The following is a 21,347-nucleotide window of genomic DNA, read 5'->3' as shown; positions in this document are numbered from 1 at the left end:
AAGGTGTTCCGTGATCACTCGTCGCTTGCTCACCCTCGCCGCCGTGCTCACCCTGCCCGGCCTGGCCCTGACCTCCGGCGGGGCGACCGCACAGCCGCTGCCGCGGCAGAGCCCGATCAACGTCACCGCCACCGCCCTCCGCGCGGACTGGCCGCTGACACCCCTGCGAATCGACTACCGCTCGTCCGAGGTCTCCCTCGCCTACGTCAGCAGAGACGGCGACTGCACCACCCGCGGCGAGGAGGAGACCGAGCAGGCCACGGTCGAGCCGGGGGCGGGCTCGGTCGCCCTGTCCGGGGTCCGCTACGACCTGGTGCAGTTCCACTTCCACACCCCGTCCGAACACCGCTTCGCCGGCCTCGCCACCCCCATGGAACTACACCTGGTGCACCGCGACGCCGCTGGTCACTTGCTGGTGATCGGCGTCCCACTGACCGTCGGTGGCCCCTCCACTGTGGACACGGTGCTGCGCACCCTTGCCTCGGAGTGCGGCCAGCCCGTCCCCGTGGGCCGAATCGCCCTGAACGACCTCCTACCCACCCAACGCGCGTCCCTCCGCTACGACGGCTCACTCACCACCTCCCCCTTCACCGAAGGCGTGCGATGGGTCCTGATGCGCGAGAAACACGTCGAAGCCGCGACCGTGGCGCGGTTCCAGGCCCTGTTCGCCGACGGGAACGCACGCCAGCCCCAGCCGCTCAACGGCCGCACCATCCACATCGAACCGGCGGGCCCGATCAGCCCTTGACGTTCAGCAACACCTTCTCGGCAATGGCGATCGACTTCCCGCACCAGTCGACCGCGGGATCGTCGCCGGACAAGTCGACATCAATGGCTTGCCCCGGCGCGGTCCCCACGACAACGTGACACGCGGTCCGAGGCTTGGCCGGCGAGAACCGCACAGCGGGCTGACCACCGATGGTCAACTCCTCCCACTCGACCGTGCTCGCACTCGACCGATACGCCGCGGCCAGGCTGTCCTCCTCGGACGTGGCCGCGATCATCAGACGAACCTTGCCCGACCAAGTACATATCGCACCAAACCCGGACCACACTTCGTCCGGCGTTCCGGACGCCCCGAACGCGACAGCCTGGTCGTCAGGGAGCAGGTCGCAGGCGCGCCGATTGAATCTGGTGACGTCCCCGAGCACCGGCACTGGCGACGGAGCCACCGTCGGCCGAGAGGGCAGCGGCTCGGGAGTGATCGTACGGACAACAGGTTCCTTGCCGGGCGAAGTACACCCGCTCAACAACGCGGCGACAACGACCAGCACGTTCAGGCTTCGCAGGTTCACCGTTCACCGCCTGCCAGAAGATGCCCGATCAGCCCCGATGGCTCCTCCAGGTTCTTGGCGTCGATGAGTTTCCTGCGCTGCTCCTCGACCCGCGGCGCGTAGGTTTCGGGCGCGTGATGATCGCTGTAGAAATGCTTGTAGCTGAAGTCCGGGCTGTAGACGTCGACCGAGCTGGGCATAGGTTCCAACAGGGGCACCGAATCCTTGCTCAACGCCGAATCCTGTTGGGCGAGCCAGTCCCGGATGTCCCACAGCCCGGATTCCCAGTGGTGACGCAGTCGGTCGCGCCCCGCGAGGTAGAGGTTGACGACCTCACCCGCTTCGCTGCCCTCCAGTTCGATTTCCTCGGTCTTCGACACCACCGACACCGCGCCGTCGATGGTCTGCTTCACGATCTCCAACGCGCCTTTGAGCCCAAGTCCGCCGATCACGGCTTTGACCAGTTCCGACCCCAGCCCCACGCGCGCTTTGGCCTCGCGCCCAGCCTGCTTGCCCATCTCGACGTCGCAGGCGGCAATGGCCGCCTCCGCGAGATCGACGTAGCTTCTCCGAATCTCCACCGCGAGGTGATACGCGGTGCACAGCGCTTGCATCGCGAACGCCATGCGTTCGGCCTGCTGTTCCATGAAACTCTCGGCATAGGACATCTGCTTGGCGAACTCCGTTGCCGCCTCGCCATGCCAGTTCGCCGCCAATCGGCTTCCCGCGACCTCCAGCTCGGCTTTCGCCTCGCCGCTGTAGGTCCTCTGTGCCGCGCCTTGGATTCTGAAGTACTCGTCGGTGATCTTCTGCGGATCCAGTGCCATGAACTCCTGCGCGTCGATGACCAGGCTCTCGATGTAGGTCTGCCGCGGATTGCCACCCGGGCCGCCCCAACTCGGCACCCACTCGCCCGCGTCGGTGTACATCTCGATGATCTTCTCGCCCAGCCGGACGGCGACATCGTGCATTTCGCCGTCGTTTCGCCAGCTCCCCATGCCTTCCCCCGAACCCCGTCAGCCCTGACCGTCAGCCATTCGATACAAGGCGACGATCTCCCGCAGCGCGGTGCCCGTCGCCTCGATTCGCTCGATGCCGACGCGCTGGCGGTGGCCGATCGAGTCGGTGAACGCCGCGTACGCCGCCTCCATGTCGAACACCGCTTGGAACCGGCCCCCGCCTTCCAGTCCTTCGTGTGACAACACCACGTCGGCCGGAGCCCGCAGCGCGTGCGCGACGTTCGGCAGGAATTTGCCCGCTATCTCATCGAGGTCGCTGACGTCCGTCGCGAACCCCTGCCTGTCTTCAGGCACAGCCTTACCCCCCGTTATCGCCTGTGACCCTCAGACGCTATCGGAGTGCCGGCCGTTCCCGCCCAGTCGGCGGCTAAGCGAACCGGCCGAACACCCAGGTCCCCGGCGCGTCCGGGTTGTCGCCCGCCCAGAACTCGAGCCAGTGTTCGGTGAACTCGTCGCGGGAGATGGTGCCGTCGTGGTCGAGGTCCAGGAGGGGGAAGACCTCGTCGACGTCGGTTGAGGAGCCGTTCCACGCCTCCACCAGGGTTCGGTATTCGGGGGCGGAGATCGCGTCGTCGGCGTCGGTGTCGGTGGCGTCGAAGAGGGTGTGGGCCGTCGCGGTGACGGCGTCGGTCATCTCGGACAGCTGGTCGACCACGGCGAGGACCTCCTCGACCGTCACGCGGTTGTCGCCGTCGCGGTCGGAGGCCGCAAGGAGGGTGGCCCACCAGCCCATCATGATCGATTCGACGCGGGTGTGCTCCGGGGAGCCGGGGGCCGCGTCGAGGATGTCGGTCCAGCGGGTGGTCAGTGCGGCGAAGTCGGACTCGGTGAGGTGTCCGTCGCCGTCGATGTCCATGGCGCGGAAGACGTTGGTGATCTTGCGGCGTTGGAAGGTGCTGGCCATCTGTCCAGAGTGGATCTCCGACCACCCGCCGAACAGGCGCCACGCGGGTGATTCCAGCGGTGACTGTGGGTAGTGTCTGAGCCATGTGCCTGACGTGTGTGCTGCCGATGCTGCTGCCCGCCGCGCCCACTCCGTTCCCGACGGCGGCGCCCGACGCCGGGTGGGCGGGGCGCGAGGTGGGCGGGCGGATCACCTGGACCGGGTGCGCGGGCTTCCTGCTGGAGGTGGACGGCACCCGGATCTGCTTCGACCCGTACGCCAGCAACCCGGGCGTCAGGGACACCCTGTTCCGACCGGCCCGCCCGAACCAGGCACTCATCACCGAGACGTTCGGCAAGGTCGACGCGATCTTCGTCGGCCACACCCACTTCGACCACGCGATGGACGTCGCGCCGCTGGCGCTGGCCTCGGGCTGCGTGGTCCACGGCAGCGCCACCACCACCGAGATCTGCCGACGCCAGGGTGTCGACCGGCTCCACACAGTGGCCGACGGCACCAAGGTCGAGATCGGACCGTTCACCGTCGAGGCGATCGCGTCGCGGCACGGGAAGGTGCCGGTCGCGGGCCGGATCGACGTGCTCGAGCTGTCCGGCACCGGGATGCCGCGCACCGTCTTCCGCTGGCCGCGCGGGCAGGTGTTCGCCTACCGCGTCGAGGTGGGCGGACTGGCCATCCACCTGCAGACCAGCGCCGGGATCGAGGACGCCCCGCTGGCGAGGCAGGAGCCCGTGGACGTGCTGATCGCGTGCCTGGCGGCGCGGCAGGGCACCGACCGCTACTTCCAGCGGCTGGGCGAGCAACTGCGGCCCAAGGTGATCGTCCCCTGCCACCACGACAATTTCTTCCGCCCCCTCAGCGAACCACCCCGCCCGGTCGCCCGCCTGGACTGGCCCGCCTTCCTCGACGACGTCGCAGCCCTGTCCGACGCCTACGGCACCCGGCTGGTCCAACTGCCCCGGGGCGTGCCCGCGCCGCTGTAGGTCACTTCGGCGGCAGCGACCCCGCGTACGCCACACCCCGGTCGACCCACCGGCGCAGGTCGTCGTCCTCGGCGTGGACGTCGGGGTGGACCAGTACCCAGCCCTTCATGGACCGCCCGCCGACCTCGAACATCCGCACGCCGGGCTCATCCATGACGGCGATCTCGGCCGGGTCGAGCCGCACGATCAACTCGTCGCCGTGCACGCCGACGGACATGTTGCCCTGGAACAGGAACGCCAAGCCGCCGAACATCTTCTTCTCGACCATGCCGGGCAGATCGCCGACCAAGTCCCGAATCCGCGTGGCGAGTCCCTCGTCATAGGCCATCGCGTGAGTCTATGACCGGGCGGCAGGAGATCCAGCCACACGCCACCGATGCCCCCATCGGACCACGCGGGGTCGGACGCATGAACCGTCCTATGCGGCGGTCACTCGTACGGGTGACGCGGCCTCGGGGCGTCCGCCCGCCGCTATGAACCGGAAGTACGTGAACAGCCACGTCGTCTCCCGCTCCAGTCGCGCCGCCACCGCGACCACCCGTCTGCCCGCGTCGACCGTCGCGGCCACCTCGATGGCGTCGGCGGCGACCCGGCACTGGTGCAAGCCCGCCAACCGGAACCGCCGCCCCGCCGCGACGCGGGCTCGGGTGAACATGGCCTCGTAGACCGGCGGCGACATGATCGCGCTCAGCTGCGCGACCGGGCGTCGGCCCTCCATCGCCTCCAGCACCAGCCCGAACAGGCGCGTGAGATCGGCGCGGCTGGGGCCTGCGTCGTAGGGGACGAGCGGCACCGGGGCGGGCGGCCGCGGCGGCGGCGTCCGCCAGCGGAGCTCCTCGGCCTCCCCCAGCAGTGGCGGTTCGTACTCGGCCAACACGTGCGCTCGCACTACTTGCTCCTCTCGGTCACCCGAGATGAGCGGCGGGCCGACGGATTCCGGACAACGATCACCCGATCTGATGATCACCGCCCTTGCCAGAGCTTGGGCCGTCTGACGTCTGACGTCGTACGGCGGCGCTAAGGTGGGCGGGCCGAATTGGGTGGTCGAGAGGGGTCGAGCAGTGCCTGGAGAATGGGTCGTCACCGAGCCGGTGGAGAACCGGATGTCGCGGCGGCAGGAGGTCGCCGAGCGCATCAAGGACTACATCCTTGAACGCGAGTTGCGCCCCGGCGATCCGCTGCCGACCGAGGCCGAGTTCTGCGTAGGGCTGGCCGTCAGCCGGTCGAGCATCCGCGAGGCGATCAAGACCCTCAACGCGCTCGACATCGTCGAGGTGCGGCACGGTCACGGCACCTGCGTCGGCAAGGCGGGCATGGCCGGGATGATCGAGGCGCTGGCCTTCCGCGGCCGAGTCAACCCCGGCGCCGACCTCCAGTTCCTGACCGACCTCATCGACACCCGCGAGCTGATCGAGCGCGGCATGGCCGACCGGATCACCAGCGCGCTCACCCCCGAGCACCTCGACACCCTCGACGGCCTGGTCGACCGGATGGCCGCGCTCGGCGAAGGCGACGCCGGGTTCGTCGAGATCGACCGCGAGTTCCACGCCCTGCTGATCCACCCGCTCGGCAACGAGTTGATCAGCCAGCTCTCCAGTGCGTTCTGGGACGTCTACCGCTTCGTCGCGCCGTACCTGCTGGTCGGCCGCGACCTCAAGGTCGAGACCGACACCGTCGCGGTGCACCGCGACATGGTCCTGGCGGCCCGCTCCGGCGACGTCACCGCGTTCGCGCTCGCCGTGACCGAGCACTACGCGCCGGTCCGAGGCCTCATCAAGGCGGCGACCCGCTAATCGTCCACTGTGGCCACGGCAAGTGTCCAAACCGGAGCAAGCCTCCACTGATAGCAAATAACGGCCGTCCCGGAAGACTCCATTCCGGGGCGGCCGTTCCCGCATTTACCAGATACTGCTCCATTCGAGTGATTAAATCCGCAAACCCCTAACGCGCTAGGCCAAATGAGCGAACTTCCCCAGGTCATGTACGTGGACCGAGGTCACTCGCACTTCTCTCGCGGCGGCGGAGACTAATGGCTACGCCGAATAGAGGAATGCAGGTTCGATGCGTTCGGACCATTACGAACCTCTGTCCATCGTGGATACTCTCCCGGTGAACCCGGACCCGGCGGGCGCGTCTTATCGGCATTCGATGACACGCGCGGGACTCGCGTCTCGACGGTCGATGTGATGGACGGTCAGCTGTCTCGAAAGGGGTAGGCGCAGGTGGGTACGGGTGTGTCCGACCGGGACGTTGTCGTCGTCGGGGCCGGGCTTTCCGGGTGTCTCATGGCTGTTCTCCTGGCCCGGCGCGGGTGCCGGGTGCGGGTGTTCGAGCGGCGTCCCGACCCCCGGGTCGGCGGCGGCGACCACGGCCGGTCGATCAATCTGGGACTGTCGCAGCGGGGCATCACCGCGCTGCGCCACGCGGGGCTGCTCGACCGCGTGCTCGCCCACGCCGCGCCGATGCGCGGGCGGGTCGTGCACCTCGCCGACGGTGCCCTCGGCTTCCACCCGTACGGCACCAGCGACGACCAGATCCTGCGGTCGGTGCTGCGCCACGACCTCAACGTCGTGCTGCTCGACGCCGCCGAGGCGCAGCCGAACGTCGTCTTCGAGTTCAACGCCAAGCTGACCGCGCTGACCAAGGGCGACGGCCACGAGCCGGTCGAGCTGCGCTTCCACACCGCCGACGGCGAGCAGCGCGTGCTCACCCAGACCGTGATCGGCGCCGACGGCGCGTTCTCCACGGTCCGCGCGCAGACCCAGCGCGGCGAGCCCGCCGACTACCACCAGGAGTTCTTGCCCTGGGGCTACAAGGAACTGGCCATCAAGGCGGGCGCGGCGGGCGACCAGCGCACCGACCCGGAGGCGCTGCACGTGTGGCCCGCCGACAGCGGCCTCATCGTCGCCCACCCCAACGCCGACCGGTCGCTCACCGGGACGATCTTCCTGCCGCTGGCGGGCGCCGACAGCTTCGCCACCCTGCGCACCCGCGAGTCGGTCGACACCCTGCTCACCGAGCGGTTCCCCGACCTGCACGACCTCGTGCCCGACATCGTCGACCAGTTCCTCAGCCAGCCCGTCGGCCATCTCGTGACCGTGCGGACCGCGCCGTGGCACTTCGGCGACCGGGTCGCGCTGCTCGGCGACGCCTGCCACGCGGTGTATCCGTTCTACGGGCAGGGGATGAACTCCGCGTTCGAGGACTGCGTGACGCTCGACGAGTGCCTCGACCGGCACCCGGCCGACTGGGCGGCCGCGTTCGCCGAGTATCAGCGGATTCGCAAGGCCAACACCGATGTGCTCGCCGATCTTTCGGCGGAGAATTTCATCGAGCTGCGTGATCGGCTCGCCTCGCCGCTGTTCCTCGCTCGCAAGAAGGCCGACCTCGCACTGAACAAGGTGCTGGGCGACCGGTGGGTCCCGCTCTACACGATGATCTCGCACACCACGACGCCGTACGCGGACGCGCTGCGCCGCTCCCGCAGGCAGAACACCACGCTCGCCTGGGTCGCCGGGGCGGTGGCCACCGGCGCCGCCGCGGCGGGCACCGCCTTGGTCCGCCATCTGGCCCGTCGCGTCAAGGGGAAGTAACCATGCTGACCAACCCCAGTGATCCTGACAGAATCCTCATCGAAGTCGACGACGTCGAGCACGACCTGCTCCCCGCCGAGTTCGCCCCCTATGCCCCGCAGCTGCGCACCATCCTCGACTGGGCCCGCGTCTACCTGACGCGGCCACACGAGAGCTTGGGGCGCAAGGGAAGCGTGTGCCCGTTCGTCCAGGCATCGATCGACCGGCGCAAGTTCTACCTGGCGGTGTTTCCTGGCAGGCCGCGCGACCTCGGCGACGTCGCCACCGCCCTGCTGCCCTACCGCGACTGGTTCCTCGACCTGGCGCCGCGCGCGCAGGCGGGGTCGCAGCTGGCGACGATCCTGGTGCTGTTCCCCGACCTGTTACCCGACGACATCGACCTGGTGATCGACGGTTCGCAGGAGACGCTGAAGACCGACTACGTCGAGCGCGGCCTGATGATCGGCGAGTTCCACGACGGGCCGCCGGACAAGGGCGGGCTGTGGAACCCGGACTTCCGGCCGCTCAACAGCCCGGTGCCGCTGCTGGCGATCCGGCACATGGTGCCGACGGACTTCCCGTTCCTGCGGGACAGCCGCGACCACACCCTGGCGTACCTGCGGCAGTTCGCGAGCCAGGTGCCGTCGTCGGTGCGCGAGGCGATGGCGCACGCGCTGGTCCGGGACGGGCTGGAGGTGGGCTCGCGATGACGGCGGCGTCGTTCGGGCAGCAGCGGCTGTGGTTCCTCGACCAGCTGCACCCTGGTTCCGCGCTCTACAACGTGCCGGTGGTGCTGCGCGTCACCGGGCCTCTCGACGTTTCCCGCCTACGCGGGGCGTTCGCCGAGATCGTCCGGCGACACGACTCGCTGCGGACGGTCTTCGCCGAGCAGGACGGTCGCCCGGTCCAACTGGTGAACCATCACTTGTTGAACACAGTTGAACAAATGGATTGTCCTACAATCGAGGCGGCGGAGGCGGAGATCCAGGCGGAGGCGCGCAGGCCCTTCGACTTGGCGGCCGGTCCGCTGTTGCGGGTGCTGCTGCTTCGGGTGGCCGACGGCGATCACTTCCTGATGATCACCCTGCACCACATCATCTCCGACGGCTGGTCACTCGCGATCCTGCTCGACGAGCTGGGCACCCTCTACGCGGGCGGCACGCTGGAGCCGCTTCCCCTGCAGTACCCCGAGTTCGCCGCGTGGCAGCGCGAGGAAGCCGCGAGCCCCCTCGGCGCCATGGCCCTGGACTACTGGGTCGAGCAGCTCCGCGGCGCCCCGCCCCTGCTGGCCCTCCCGACCGACCGCCCGCGCCCCGAGACGCAGACCTACGCGGGCCGCGTCCACAGCTTCGACCTCCCCCGCGACCTCGCCACCCGGCTCCGCGAAGCGACCCATGGCCTCGGCGGCACCCTGTTCATGGTCCTGCTCGCCGCCTACCAGGCACTGCTCGCCCGCTACAGCGGCCAGGACGACATCGTCGTCGGCACCGCGGTCGGCGGACGGTCCAGAGTGGACGCCGAACCGCTGATCGGCCTGTTCGTCAACACCGTCCCGCTGCGCACCTCGCTCGCGGGCGACCCGACGTTCCGCGAGCTCGTCGCCCGGGTCCGCGACGTGACCCTCGACGGCGTCGGCTACGCCGATGTGCCGCTCGAGCAGATCGTCGAGGCGGTCCACCCCGAGCGCAGCCTCGGCCACTCCCCTGTGTTCCAGGTGCAGCTCACCCTGCAGAGCACACCCCCGCCGGTACTGGACCTGCCCGGGCTGACCGTGTCCGAGCCGCGGTTCGTCATGGCCGACATCGCCAAGTTCGACCTGACCCTCGCCGCCGCCGAACGCGGCGACGACCTGCACGTCGACCTCGAATACGACACCGCCCTGTTCGACGCGGCCACCGCCGAGCGGCTCGCCGACCACTACGTCCGGCTGCTGTCCACTGTGGTCGATGACCCGGACGTCCGCGTCGGCGACGTCGATCTGCTCACCGACGACGAACGCCACCGGGCGACGGTCACCTGGAACGACACCGCGCTGCCCCTGCCCGCCGCGGCCACCGCGCTCGACCTCATCGCCGCGCAGGTCGCGGCCCGGCCCGACGCCGTCGCGGTCGAGGACAACACCCACCGTCTCACCTACTCCGCGCTCGACCAGCGGGCAAACCAGGTCGCGCACGCCCTGCGCGCGGCCGGTGTCGGCCCCGAGGTGACGGTCGCGCTGTGCGTGGAGCGGTCGGTGGACCTGGTCGTGGCGCTGCTCGCGGTGTGGAAGGCGGGCGGCGCGTACGTCCCGCTCGACCCGTCGTGGCCGGTCGACCGCCTGCGCTACATGCTCGCCGACACCGGCGTCGCGGTGGCGCTGGTCGACGACACCACCGCCGCGTTCGCCGAGGGACTCACCCAGGTCCGGGTCGACGCGACCGGTCCCGTCACCGCGCCCGACGTGCCGCTCGACGGCCGGAACCTCGCCTACATCATCTATACGTCCGGCTCGACCGGAAGGCCGAAGGGCATCGCCGTCCCGCACGCGGGCGTGGTGAACCAACTCGTCGCGTTCGACGAGTTCCTCAAGCTGTCGCCGGACGACGTCTGGGCGGCGGTGACGACGCTGTCGTTCGACCCGTCCGTGCTGGAGCTGTTCCTGCCGTTGACCCGTGGCGCGCGGGTGTCGGTGTTCGACTCGACCGAGGCGAGCGACCCGCAGCGTCTGCGGTCGCGGCTGGTGGAGACCGGCGCGACGATCCTGCAGTCCACGCCCTCCCGGTGGCGGCTGCTCCTCACCGCGGGCGATGTTCCGCCGTCGGTGGGCACCCGCCTGTGTGGCGGCGAGGAGCTGACGGCCGATCTGGCGCGGACGCTGACCGCCGACGGCGCCACGCTGTGGAACATCTACGGCCCAACGGAAACAACGGTGTGGGCGACCGCGAGCGAGGTCGGCGACCGGATCGAGCTCGGCCCGCCGATCGCCAACACGCGCGTGTATGTGCTGGACGCGGCGCTGCGGCCGGTGCCGGTGGGCGCGGTCGGCGAGATCCACATCGGCGGCGTCGGCATGACCCGCGGCTACCACGGCCGCGCCGACCTCACCGCCGAGCGTTTCGTCCCCGACCCGTTCGGCACCGGCGAGCGGCTCTACGCCACCGGCGACCTCGCGCGCTACCGGGCGAACGGCACCCTGGAGTTCCTGGGCCGGGCCGACCACCAGGTCAAGATCCGCGGCTACCGCATCGAACTCGGCGAGATCGAGGCCGCGCTGCGCGCCCACCCGTCAGTGCGGGAGGCCGCGGTCAAGGCGTGGAACGGCAAGCTCGCCGCGTACGTCGAGGCGACGACGGCGGAGCTGCGTCCGCACCTGGCCGAGCTGCTGCCGGACTACATGATCCCATCGGCGATCACGCTGGTCGACGCGCTGCCGGTGACGCCGACGGGCAAGATCGACCGGTCGCGGCTGCCGGAACCGTCGTGGGACGGCCAACGCGCCGCCGACCTTGTGGCGCCGCGCGATTCCGTCGAACGGGCGTTGGCCGCGTTGTGGCAGGAGTTGCTGGACGTCCCGCAAGTGGGTGTGCACGACGACTTCTTCGCACTCGGCGGCCATTCGCTGCTGGTGGCGCGGATGCTGGCGCGGGTGCGCGAGCACCTGCTGGTCGACGTCCCCATGCGCACCGCGTTCGACGCCCGCACCGTCGCGACCTTCGCCGTGGCGCTGCGCGCCCACGAACCCACCCCCGGCGCCGTGGCCGACGTCGCCGACCTGCGCGAGCAGATCGCCGCGCTGCCCGACGACGAGGTGGCCGCCCTGCTCGGCACGGAGGGAACCGCATGAGCGACCGCGACCGCCTTTTCGCCATGCTGGCCGCCAAACGCGGCCTAGCGGGCGGCGCCGCTATCCCCCGGCGGCCAGTCGACGCGGTGGTGCCGCTGCTGCCGGGCCAGCGCCAACTGTGGTTCCTCGACCGCGTGGGCGCCACCGACGGCGTCTACACGATGTCGCAGGTGTGGCGGCTCACCGGCTCGGTGGACGTGCCTGCGCTGCGGGCGGCGCTGGAGGTGTTGCTGTCGCGGCATGAGGGGCTGCGGACCTCGTTCGTCGAGGTTGACGGGGAGCCGGTGCAGCGGGTGGTGGACGCGGTTCCGCCCCCACTATCGATTGTGGACGGTGGTGCCGACGGGATGGCGGTGCTGCGGGCGGAGTTGGCCAGGCCGTTCGACCTGACGACCCCGCCGTTGCTGCGCGCGGTGCTGGTCAGGTGCCCGGGTGAGGACTTGTTCGCCCTGTGCGTCCACCACATCGTCTGCGACGGGCCGTCGTTGTCGACGCTGGTCGGTGAGCTGAGCGCGCTGCTGGCCGGTCGACCGGTCGATGGTCCGGCGATCTCGTCGTGCGACTACGCGGTCTGGCAGGCGGACCGCGACATGAGTGCCCACGGCCGGTATTGGTCCGCGCAGTTGGCGGGCGTGCCGACGCTGATCGACCTGCCCACCGACCGGCCGCGTCCGGCCGTTCAGTCGTTCAGGGGGGCCAGTCATCCGATCGAGGTGGCCGGGGTCGCCGAGTTCTGCGCACGGGAGGGCGTGACGGCCTTCCCGGTGCTGCTGACCGCGTTCGCCTTGGTCCTGAACCGCTGGACCCGCGCCGACGACCTGGCCATCGGCGTCCCCATGCGCGACGACACCCGCCTGACTGGTTGCGTCGGCATGCTGGCGAATACGGTCGCCCTCCGCTGCCGCTTGGCGGGCGACCCCACCATTCGCAGTGTGCTCGACCAGGTACGCCGCGATGCCGTGGACGCGTTGGAGCATCAGGCTTATCCGTGGGAACTGGTGGCGCGGGAGTTGGTTCCGCACCCGGATCTGAGTCACAACCCGGTGTTCCAGACGATGTTCGTGCTGAACCCGACGGCGTCGGACGTGGCCATCGCCGACCTGGACATCACGCCACTGCCAAGCTCGACGTCGGCGGCTCGGTTCGACCTGACCCTGGCTTTCGCGCCGTCCGGGGACAGTTACGTCGGCCAGATCGACTACGCGACCGACCTGTTCAACGAGGCCACAATCACCCGTTTCAGCGACCACCTGCAGCGCGCGGTCGCCGCCGTGGTGTCCACACCGGACAGTCGGGTGAGCGAGATCGACCTGCTCACGGCCGCGGAATGGTCCCTGATCCACGCCGGCGGTCACCCGCCCGCAGTTGTCCCCACACCCGAAATCGCTCCACACCCTGGCCGCGACCAAGATCCTCCGTCGCCCACTCCCGATAGACTGGCCAAGGGCCGTCCCCCCGGGACAGGGTGGGGGCTGCTTGCTCGGGGGGTCGAGGCGTCGCGCGGTGGCGGGGCGGGCGCGGTTGACGGGGCGCTGGCGGGGGCTGGCCCGATGCAAGAACTTGGTGATGACGGACAACTGCTGGCTGGTGAGGAGCGGGCAACCGGTGCCGCCGAGTCGCATAGGGCCGAGCGGGCGGGGGATCGCCTGGCTCTAAGGGCGGCGTCCAAAGCGCTGGTGCCCGAGTTGGTGGCGGCGCAGGCGGCGCGGACGCCGGATGCTCCTGCGGTCATTGATGGGGAGCGGGTTCTCACCTACGGGCAGCTCATCCGCCGGGCCAACGCGCTCGCCTGGCGGCTGCGGGTTCAAGGGGTCGGGCCGGAGTCGCTCGTGGGTATGGCGATTCCCGCCAGTGCCGAAGCCGTCATCGCCATCGTCGGGATTCACGCGGCGGGGGCCGCCTATCTTCCCGTCGACCCCTCCCACCCCGAAGACCGCCTCAGAGCCCTCCTAGCACCAACCCAAGCCGTCGTCACCGAGGTCGCCGACGACACCGAAGAGTTCCCGCCGCCGACTGACCTCCACCCCGGCAACCTCGCCTACGTCATCCACACCTCAGGCTCCACCGGCGCCCCCAAAGGCGTGGCGATCACGCACGGCACCCTCGCCAACCTCGCGCAAGCGTTTGCCGAAGAGCACGGGTTCGGGCCGGGCGAGCAAGTCCTGATGATCCCGCCACTCACCTTCGACGCCTCCGTCGGTGACGTCTTCCCCGCCCTGATCAGCGGCGCCGCCATCCAGCCGTGCACCGACCCGGCCGCCCTCAGCGGAGCCGACGTCCTCACCAGCGGAGCCACCATGGTCGACACCGCGGCCCCGCTGTGGCAGAAGTGGGTGGACGACCTGGCCGCCACCGGCGTCCCCGAAACCCGAATCAAGACCATGATGGTCGGCGGCGACTCGGTGGCCACGCAAAGCGTCCAGGCGTGGGCGGACATGACCGGGGCCGTCCTCTTCAACCACTACGGCCCCACCGAAGCCACCGTCTGCGCCACCACCTACCGCTCCAACGGCGGACCCGCTGACACTCCCCGGCTCCCCATCGGCGTGCCCCTCGAACACGTGCGCGTCTATGTGCTCGACGAACACCTCCGGCCCGTCCCCCACGGCGTGCCGGGGGAACTCTGCCTCGGCGGCGACACCCTCGCCCGCGGCTACCTCGGCCGGGGCGACCTGACCGCCGAACGCTTCCTGCCCGACCCCTTCAGCGAAGGACAACGCCTCTACCGGACCGGGGACCTCGCCCGCTGGCGGCACGACAACACACTTGAGTTCCTCGGGCGGGTCGACCGGCAGGTCAAGGTGCGCGGCCACCGGATCGAGCCCGGCGAGGTCGAAGCCGCCTGCCGCACCCACCCGGCCGTCACCGACGCGCTTGTCATCGCCCGGAACGACAAGCTCGTCGCCTACGTCATCGGGGACGCGGGCGACCTGAGGCCCTTCCTCCGGGCCAAGCTCCCGGACTACCTCGTGCCCAACGAAGTTGTCCACGTCGACGCGTTCCCCGTGCTGTCCAACGGGAAACTCGACCACGCCGCGCTGCCCGAACCCCAGACGACCAAACCCCACCTCGCGCCCGCCACCGAGACCGCCAGGGCGCTCGCCGCCGAGTGGGCCAAGCTGCTCGACCGCGAGCACGTCTCCGCCGACGACAACTTCTTCGACCTCGGCGGGCACTCCTTGCTGGCCGCCCGCATGGTCACCCGCGTCAAGGTCGCGCTGGGCGTGGAGGTGCCGCTGCAGGCGGTCTTCGAGGCCGCGACCCTCGCCGACCTCGCCGCGCTCATCGACAAACCCAGGAACACCGTCCTCGACCTCCGCGCCGAAGCCACCCTCCCCGCCGACATCCAAGGCGCCCCAAGCGAACCGCGGGAACCGCGCGCGATCCTGCTCACCGGTGCGACCGGCTTCCTCGGCAGCTATCTGCTCGCCGACGCGCTCGCCAACACCGGAGCGCGCGTGTTCTGCCTCGTTCGGGCGAAGGACGAAACCCAAGCCCGAGACCGGATCGAACGCACCCTGCGCGGCTACGAACTCTGGCGGCCCGAACTCGCCCACCGCATCGTCCCCGTCCCCGGCGACCTCGCCGCGCCCTGGCTCGGGCTCACCGAGGAACGGTTCGACGCGCTGGCGCACGAGGTCGACCTGATCCACCACTGCGGCGGCCTGGTCAACTTCGCCCTGTCCTACGGCGACCTCAAACCCGCCAACGTCGACGGCACCATCGAGGTCCTGCGGCTGGCCACCCGCCACCGCACCGTCCCCGTGCACTTCGTCTCCACGCTCGGCATCTACCCGCTGCACCTGCCCGGCGTCGTCACCGAGGACCAGGTCCCCGACCAGCCGGAACACCTCGACCGCGGCTACGAGCAGAGCAAATGGGTCGCCGACACCCTCGTCCGCGCCGCCCGCGCCGCAGGCGTCCCGGTGAGCGTGCACCGGCCCGCGCGCGTCACCGGGGACAGTCGCACCGGCATCGGACCGGCCGAGGACCTGTTCGGCCGCGAACTGCGCACCGTCACCGAACTCGGCGCACTGCCCGAGGTCGACGACGAAGAAGACATGGCACCGGTCGACCACGTCGCCGCCGCCATCGGGTGGCTGTCGAGGCAGCGAGACCTCATCGGCCGCGACTTCCACTTCCACAATGGACGGACGATCCACTCGTCGGCGGTCGCGGCGACCCTGCGCGACTACGGCTTCCGGGTCGAGGCCCTGCCCTACGCCGAGTGGTACGAGCTGCTGCTGCGCCGCGCCGCCGAGTCCGACGATCCGGCGTTCACCGCGATCGCCGCCGTGGCCGGGCCGACGCCGGACCGGCGCGACCGGGTCTTCGACTGCTCGGCGACCGAGGCCGTCCTCGCCGAAGCGGGCATCGTCTGCCCACCTGCCGACGCCGCGCTGCTCACCCGCTACCTCGACCACTACGTCCGGGTCGGTCACCTCGCCCAAGGAGAACGTGTATGACCAGCGAAGGACTGAGCCGGTTCGTCTTCATCTGGCTCGGGCAGATCGTCTCCCTCGCGGGCACGGCCATCACCGGGTTCGTCCTCGGCGTGTGGGTCTACCAGCTCACGGGCTCGGCCACCCAGTTCAGCCTGATCATGCTGACCGAGGCCGTCGCCGCGATCGCGGTCGCACCGCTGGCGGGGGCCGTGGTCGACCGGGTCGACCGCAGGCTGATCCTTGTCTCCAGCGACGTCGTCGCCGCGGCCGCCACGGGGATCCTGCTGTTGCTCGTGGCCGCCGACGGCCTCGACGTGTGGCACGTCTATCCGATCACCGCCGTCACCGCGATGTGCTCGACGTTCCGCATGATCACGTTCACCACCATGCTGCCGCTGCTCGTCCCCGAGCAGCACCTCAGCCGCGCCAACGGCCTGGCCCAGGCGGGCATGGCCGTGCAGATCGCCGCGCCGCTGGCTGCGGGCGGACTGCTGGCCGCGATCGGGCTGCGCGGCGTCGTGGTGATCGACCTGGCCACCTACGGCGTCGCCGTCGCCATCACCCTCGCGCTGAGCCTGCCCGACCGGGCGGTGAAGCCCGCGCCGCGCGAACACGCCGAACGCGAAGGCGCGCTGGCCGAGCTGCGCGGCGGCTGGACCGAACTGGCCACCCGGCGCGGCCTGACCACGCTGCTCGTCGTGCTCGTCGCGTTCGACTTCGCGTTCGGGCTGGCGGGCGTGCTGGTGCAGCCGCTGATCCTGACCTTCGCCGACGCCGCGACCCTCGGGGTGCTGATGTTCGCGGGCGGCGGCGGAATGCTGCTCGGCAGCCTCGCGATGAGCGTGTGGGGCGGACCGAAACGGCGGATCAGCGGTGTCGTGGGATGTCTGCTGGCCAGCGGGGTCCTGCTCGCCGCGCACTCGCTGTCGCCGTCGCCGCTGCTCATCGGGATCCTGGCGCCCGCGTTCCTGTTCACCCTGCCGGTGTTCACCGTCTGCACGATGTCGATCCTGCAGAGCAAGGTCGCGCCGCACACGCTGGGCCGGGTCATGGGCAGCGTGCGGATGGTGTCGCAGGGCGCCACCGCGATCGCGTTCGCCATCGCCGGGCCGCTCGCCGACCAGGTCTTCGAGCCGCTGCTCGCGCCGGGCGGCGCACTCGCCGACAGCGTCGGCGGCGTGATCGGCACCGGACCGGGCCGCGGCATCGCGCTCATCTTCGTCATCACCGGCGCGCTGCTGGTCGGCCTCGCCGCCTACGCCGCCGCGTCGCCCGCGCTGCGCGGGACCGACGACCTGCCCGACCTGCTGCACGGCACCGAGGAGAAGGGGGAGACCGATGCTGAACTTGCCGCGGGATGAACAGCGAGCGTTCACCGACAACGACGCGCCCGCACCGCACCTGGACGTCCTGCACGCCCTGTCCTACCGGGTCGCGGGCGCGGCCCAGCGGCTGGGGATCTTCGCCCAGCTCACCGCCGAACCGCGTCCCGCGCACGACATCGCCGCCGCGGTGTCCACCGACCCGCGCGGCACCCGGATCCTGCTCGACGCGCTCGTCGGCTTCGGCTACGCCGAACGCGCACCCGGCGGCTACCTGGCGACCCCGGGCGCGAACTGGCTGACCACTCCCTACGGCACGGTGTTCTCGTTCTGGCACCGCGTGCTGTTCGACCAGTGGTCGAACCTGGAGAAGTCCATTGTGGATGGCGGGCAGGCGGTCGACTTCTACGGCTGGCTCGCCGCCAACCCCGACGCGCTCGCCGAGTTCCAGTCGATGCTCGCCGACCTGGCCGACGCCGTCGTGCCCGAACTCCCCGTCGCCCAGCCCGGCGCGCGACGACTGCTCGACATCGGCGGCGGCCACGGCCGCTACGCGAAGGCGTTCCGCGACGCCAACCCCGACCTGCGCGCCACGATCGTCGACCTGCCCGGCACCGAGCCGGGCGACCTCGGCGACCGCGTCGAGTTCCGCGAGGCCGACTGGCTGACCAGCGACTTCGGGACCGACTACGACGTCGTGCTGCTGTTCAACGTCCTGCACTGCCTGTCCCCTGACCGCGCCCGCGACCTGCTGCTCCGCGCGGGCCGCGCGCTCCGGCCGGGCGGGACGGTGCTGATCCTGGAGGAGACCAGCGACGTGCCACCCGAGGCGGGCGGGACCGGGGCGGCGTGGGTGCCGATGTTCAGCCTCAACCTGTTCCACACCCAGGGCGGCCAGATCCACGACGAGACCGACCTCGCCGGTTGGCTCGGCGAGGCCGGGTTCAGCTCGCCCACGACGGCCGGGATCACCGCAGCGCCCACGTTCCGGCTGTTCACCGCCGCCAAGGACGCGCCGCGCGTGTGGGAGCCGACGATCGCGCAGCGGCAGATGCTGACGTTCGACCGGCTGTTCCCCGGCTCCACCTGGTACAACGTGCCGCTCTACGCCCGGATCACCGGCCCGCTCGACGTCGACGCCCTGCGCGGCGCGCTCGCCCGCTGCGTGGCGCGGCACGAGTCGCTGCGCACAGTCTACCCGGGCGACGTCGCCCAGCTCACCGCCGTCGCGCCGACCCTGCGCGAGGTCGACCTGACCGCGGACGGCGACCTGGAAGCGTTGCGGGACAAGGAACTCCGCACGCCGTTCGACCTGGTCAACGGACCGCCGCTGCGCGCGACCCTGGCCAAACTCGCCGACGGCGAGTACGAGCTGATCATCATTACCCACCACATCGCGATCGACGGCTACTCACTGACCCTGCTCCAGCAGGACATCCTCGACAGCTACGCCGACCCCGCGCGGCCGATCGAGGAACTGCGCTACTCCGCCTTCGCCCAGCGCGACCCCGGCTCGCACGACCTCGAACTGGCCCACTGGCGCGCCGAACTCGCCGACCTGCCCGACCCGGTCGCCCTGCCGTTCGCGGCCAGCGCGACCGACCCCGGCCTGGCCGCCGACATCGTGCGGTTCGCCGTTCCGGACGACGTGTCGGCGGCGGTGCGCGAGGTGGCCGCGGCGCGCCGGTCGAGCCCGTTCATGGTGCTGATGAGCGCGTTCGCCGTGCTGCTGCGCCGATACAGCGGCGCGACGGACCTGGTCATCGGCTCCCCCGTCGCCGGTCGCGACGAGCCGGGCACCGAGGACCTGGTGGGCTGCCTGGTGAACATGGTGCCGCTGCGGCTGCGCCTGGCCGACGCGGCGACCTGGGCCGACGTGCTCGACATCGCGCGGTCGGCGGCGCTCGACGCGTTCGACAACGCGCGGCTGCCGTTCGCCGCGGTGATCGACCAGCTGGCCCCGGCCCGGTCGACGAGCATCCACCCGGTGTTCCAGATCGCCTTCGCCGCCCCGCCCGCGCTCGCCGCGCCGACCACTGTGCAGGGTGTGACGTTCGCGTTCGGCGAGGGCACGAGCACCGAGTCGCTGTTCGACATCGAGGTCCAGGTCATCGACGAGGGCGACGGGATGCGCGGGTACCTGAAGTACCGCACCGCGCTGTTCACCCGCGACCACATGACCGCGCTGATCGACCACTTCCTGAACCTGGCCGGCCGGCTGACCCGCCAGCCCGACGAGCGCCTGGCCGACGTGCCGATGACGCTGGACGCCGAGCACACGCGGGCCGTGGTCGAGTGGAACGCCACAGCCACTGACTACCCGCGCTCCCTGAGCCTGGTTGAACTGGTGGAACGGCAGGTCGACGCGAACCCGTCGGCCGTCGCCGCGGTCTACGGCGCGGAGAGCCTGACCTATCGGGAACTGGACGACCGGGCCAACCGGCTGGCCCACCACCTGCGGTCGCTCGGCGTCGGCGTCGAGTCCAGGGTCGGACTGTGCCTGGGATTCCGCGCCGACTGGGTGGTCGCGGCGCTGGCCGTGCTGAAGGCGGGCGCGGCGTACGTACCGCTCGACCCGGCCTACCCGGCCGCGCGCCTGGAGTTCATGTGCGCCGACAGCCGGGTGACCGTCGTCGTCACGGAACCGGCCCTGCGCGACCGGGTCGCCGTGCCGACCGTACTGGTGGACGAGGTCACCGGCCCCACCGACCGGCTCCCCGTGCAGGTCGTGGCGGACAACCTCGCGTACGTCATGTACACGTCGGGGTCGACCGGCACGCCCAAGGGCGTCGGTGTCACCCACCGCAACATCGTCCGGCTGGTCCGCGACACCGACTACGTCCACATCGGACCGGACGACGCGGTGGCCCAGGTGTCGAACCTGTCGTTCGACGCGGCGACGTTCGAGCTGTGGGGGCCGCTGTGCGCGGGCGCCCGGATCGTGGGCGTACCGAAGGACGACCTGCTGTCGGCGCCCGCGCTGGCCGCGACCCTGCGGGACAACGCGGTCGACATCATGTTCCTGACCACGTCGCTGGCCCGCCAGTTCGCCGCGGAGGCTCCGGAGACGTTCTCCCCGCTGCGGCTGCTGCTGGTCGGGGGCGAGCAGGCCGACCCGGAGATGATCACTCAGCTGCGCGCGGCCGGTCCGACGGTCGTCAACGTCTACGGCCCGACCGAGACCACGACGTTCGCCACGAGCTGGCCGGGCGAAGTCGACGACCTCGTCTCGATCGGACGGCCGATCGCCAACAGCACCGCGTACGTCCTCGACGAGTACCTGCACCCGGTGCCGCCGGGTCTGGTCGGCGAGATCCACCTCGGCGGCGACGGCGTCGCCCGCGGCTACCTGGACCGGCCCGACCTCACCGCCGAACGGTTCATCCCCGACCCGTTCGGCGCGCCCGGGTCCCGGTTGTATCGAACGGGTGACCTGGGCCGGTACCGCGCGGACGGGCGGATCGACTGCCTCGGCCGCGCCGACCGGCAGGTGAAGTTGCGCGGCTTCCGGATCGAACCCAGCGAGATCGAGGCGTGCCTGCGGGAGACCGGACAGGTCAAGCAGGCCACGGTGCAGGTCCGCGACGGTCAACTCATCGGGTACGTCATCACCGACGCGCCTGTGGGCGAATTGCTGGACACCCTGCGGGCGCGGCTGCCAGAGCACCTGGTGCCCGCGGCCCTGGTCCCGCTGGAGTCGCTGCCCGTCAACGCGAACGGCAAACTCGATGTGGCGGCGCTGCCGGACCTGGTGACCGAAACCGAGTCCGCGGAGCCGACGACCGAGGTCGAACGCGTGGTGTGCGCGATCTGGCGGGAGGTGCTGGGCAAGCCGGACCTGGGTGTGCACGACGACTTCTTCGTGCTGGGCGGGCATTCGATCAAGGCCGGTCAGGTCATGACCCGGATCCGCGCCGAACTGAGGGTGCCCGCGTCGCTGCGGCTCATCTTCGACAACCCGACAGTGGCTTCACTCGCGGCCGCTTTGCCGCAGAGCTAGGGAGGAAC

Annotated in this window: 15 protein-coding genes; 9 read left to right on the top strand and 6 right to left on the bottom strand. The window is 70.5% G+C overall.

All coding sequences use genetic code 11. The annotated features are described in order from the left end of the window. The first annotated feature begins 10 nt into the window (after positions 1–10). Entirely contained in the window at positions 11–748 is a 738-nt protein-coding gene (locus ACSHT8_RS30200) for a carbonic anhydrase family protein (protein ID WP_436494718.1), read from the top strand. Here ACSHT8_RS30200 and ACSHT8_RS30195 read toward each other — a convergent pair. The 4 genes from ACSHT8_RS30195 to ACSHT8_RS30180 form a co-directional block, all read right to left on the bottom strand. After that, positions 738–1,295: a DUF3558 domain-containing protein gene (locus ACSHT8_RS30195; RefSeq protein WP_436494716.1), complete on the bottom strand. Its 558-nt coding sequence runs from the start codon at positions 1,293–1,295 to the stop codon at positions 738–740. The two genes, ACSHT8_RS30200 and ACSHT8_RS30195, sit on opposite strands and share 11 nt — an antisense overlap. Then, a complete protein-coding gene (locus ACSHT8_RS30190; protein ID WP_436494714.1) occupies positions 1,292–2,245 on the bottom strand; it encodes a hypothetical protein in 954 nt (317 codons plus the stop codon). The genes ACSHT8_RS30195 and ACSHT8_RS30190 overlap by 4 nt, the downstream gene beginning before the upstream one ends. Positions 2,246–2,290: 45 nt before the next feature. Further along, a complete protein-coding gene (locus ACSHT8_RS30185; protein ID WP_436494713.1) occupies positions 2,291–2,587 on the bottom strand; it encodes a hypothetical protein in 297 nt (98 codons plus the stop codon). Positions 2,588–2,660: 73 nt separating this feature from the next. After that, a complete protein-coding gene (locus ACSHT8_RS30180; RefSeq protein ID WP_436494711.1) occupies positions 2,661–3,197 on the bottom strand; it encodes an EF-hand domain-containing protein in 537 nt (178 codons plus the stop codon). An 83-nt stretch (positions 3,198–3,280) separates the two neighbouring features. Here ACSHT8_RS30180 and ACSHT8_RS30175 point away from each other — a divergent pair, with 83 nt between their 5' ends. Continuing rightward, positions 3,281–4,177 carry an MBL fold metallo-hydrolase gene (locus ACSHT8_RS30175; protein WP_436494709.1) on the top strand — a complete coding sequence of 299 codons (897 nt, stop codon included), beginning with the start codon at positions 3,281–3,283 and terminating at the stop codon, positions 4,175–4,177. Between the two features lies 1 nt (position 4,178). On the opposite strand, the gene ACSHT8_RS30170 is transcribed toward ACSHT8_RS30175, so the two are convergent. Then, positions 4,179–4,505: a TfoX/Sxy family protein gene (locus ACSHT8_RS30170; RefSeq protein WP_436494708.1), complete on the bottom strand. Its 327-nt coding sequence runs from the start codon at positions 4,503–4,505 to the stop codon at positions 4,179–4,181. A 90-nt stretch (positions 4,506–4,595) separates the two neighbouring features. Next, a complete protein-coding gene (locus tag ACSHT8_RS30165; protein WP_436494707.1) occupies positions 4,596–5,066 on the bottom strand; it encodes an Rv3235 family protein in 471 nt (156 codons plus the stop codon). 172 nt (positions 5,067–5,238) lie between these two features. On the opposite strand from ACSHT8_RS30165, the gene ACSHT8_RS30160 reads away from it, so the two are divergent. The 7 genes from ACSHT8_RS30160 (at position 5,239) to ACSHT8_RS30130 (ending at position 21,339) form a co-directional block, all read left to right on the top strand. Then, entirely contained in the window at positions 5,239–5,970 is a 732-nt protein-coding gene (locus tag ACSHT8_RS30160) for a FadR/GntR family transcriptional regulator (RefSeq protein WP_436494705.1), read from the top strand. Between the two features lie 429 nt (positions 5,971–6,399). Next, positions 6,400–7,770 (top strand): FAD-dependent oxidoreductase, encoded by a 1,371-nt coding sequence (locus tag ACSHT8_RS30155; RefSeq protein ID WP_436494703.1) that lies wholly within the window; start codon positions 6,400–6,402, stop codon positions 7,768–7,770. A gap of 2 nt (positions 7,771–7,772) precedes the next feature. Next, positions 7,773–8,459: a DUF6875 domain-containing protein gene (locus ACSHT8_RS30150; RefSeq protein WP_436494701.1), complete on the top strand. Its 687-nt coding sequence runs from the start codon at positions 7,773–7,775 to the stop codon at positions 8,457–8,459. After that, positions 8,456–11,572, top strand: a complete 3,117-nt coding sequence (locus tag ACSHT8_RS30145; protein ID WP_436494699.1) for an amino acid adenylation domain-containing protein — start codon at positions 8,456–8,458, stop codon at positions 11,570–11,572. The genes ACSHT8_RS30150 and ACSHT8_RS30145 overlap by 4 nt, the downstream gene beginning before the upstream one ends. Then, the gene (locus tag ACSHT8_RS30140) at positions 11,569–16,038 is read left to right on the top strand and encodes a non-ribosomal peptide synthetase (RefSeq protein WP_436494697.1); all 4,470 of its coding nucleotides are present in this window, start codon (positions 11,569–11,571) and stop codon (positions 16,036–16,038) included. Before ACSHT8_RS30145 ends, ACSHT8_RS30140 begins: the two co-directional genes overlap by 4 nt. Beyond that, on the top strand, positions 16,035–17,378 hold the full coding sequence (locus ACSHT8_RS30135; RefSeq protein WP_436494695.1) for an MFS transporter: 1,344 nt from the start codon (positions 16,035–16,037) through the stop codon (positions 17,376–17,378). Before ACSHT8_RS30140 ends, ACSHT8_RS30135 begins: the two co-directional genes overlap by 4 nt. Beyond that, positions 17,356–21,339, top strand: coding sequence for an amino acid adenylation domain-containing protein (locus ACSHT8_RS30130; protein ID WP_436494694.1), 3,984 nt, complete (start codon positions 17,356–17,358; stop codon positions 21,337–21,339). Before ACSHT8_RS30135 ends, ACSHT8_RS30130 begins: the two co-directional genes overlap by 23 nt. The last annotated feature ends 8 nt before the right edge of the window (positions 21,340–21,347 follow it).

Origin of the sequence: Actinokineospora sp. HUAS TT18 (assembly GCF_051364635.1) — a bacterium.
Classification (GTDB): domain Bacteria; phylum Actinomycetota; class Actinomycetes; order Mycobacteriales; family Pseudonocardiaceae; genus Actinokineospora.
The sequence above is the reverse complement of the archived record's forward strand: the minus strand, read 5'-3'. Positions and strand labels throughout refer to the sequence as shown.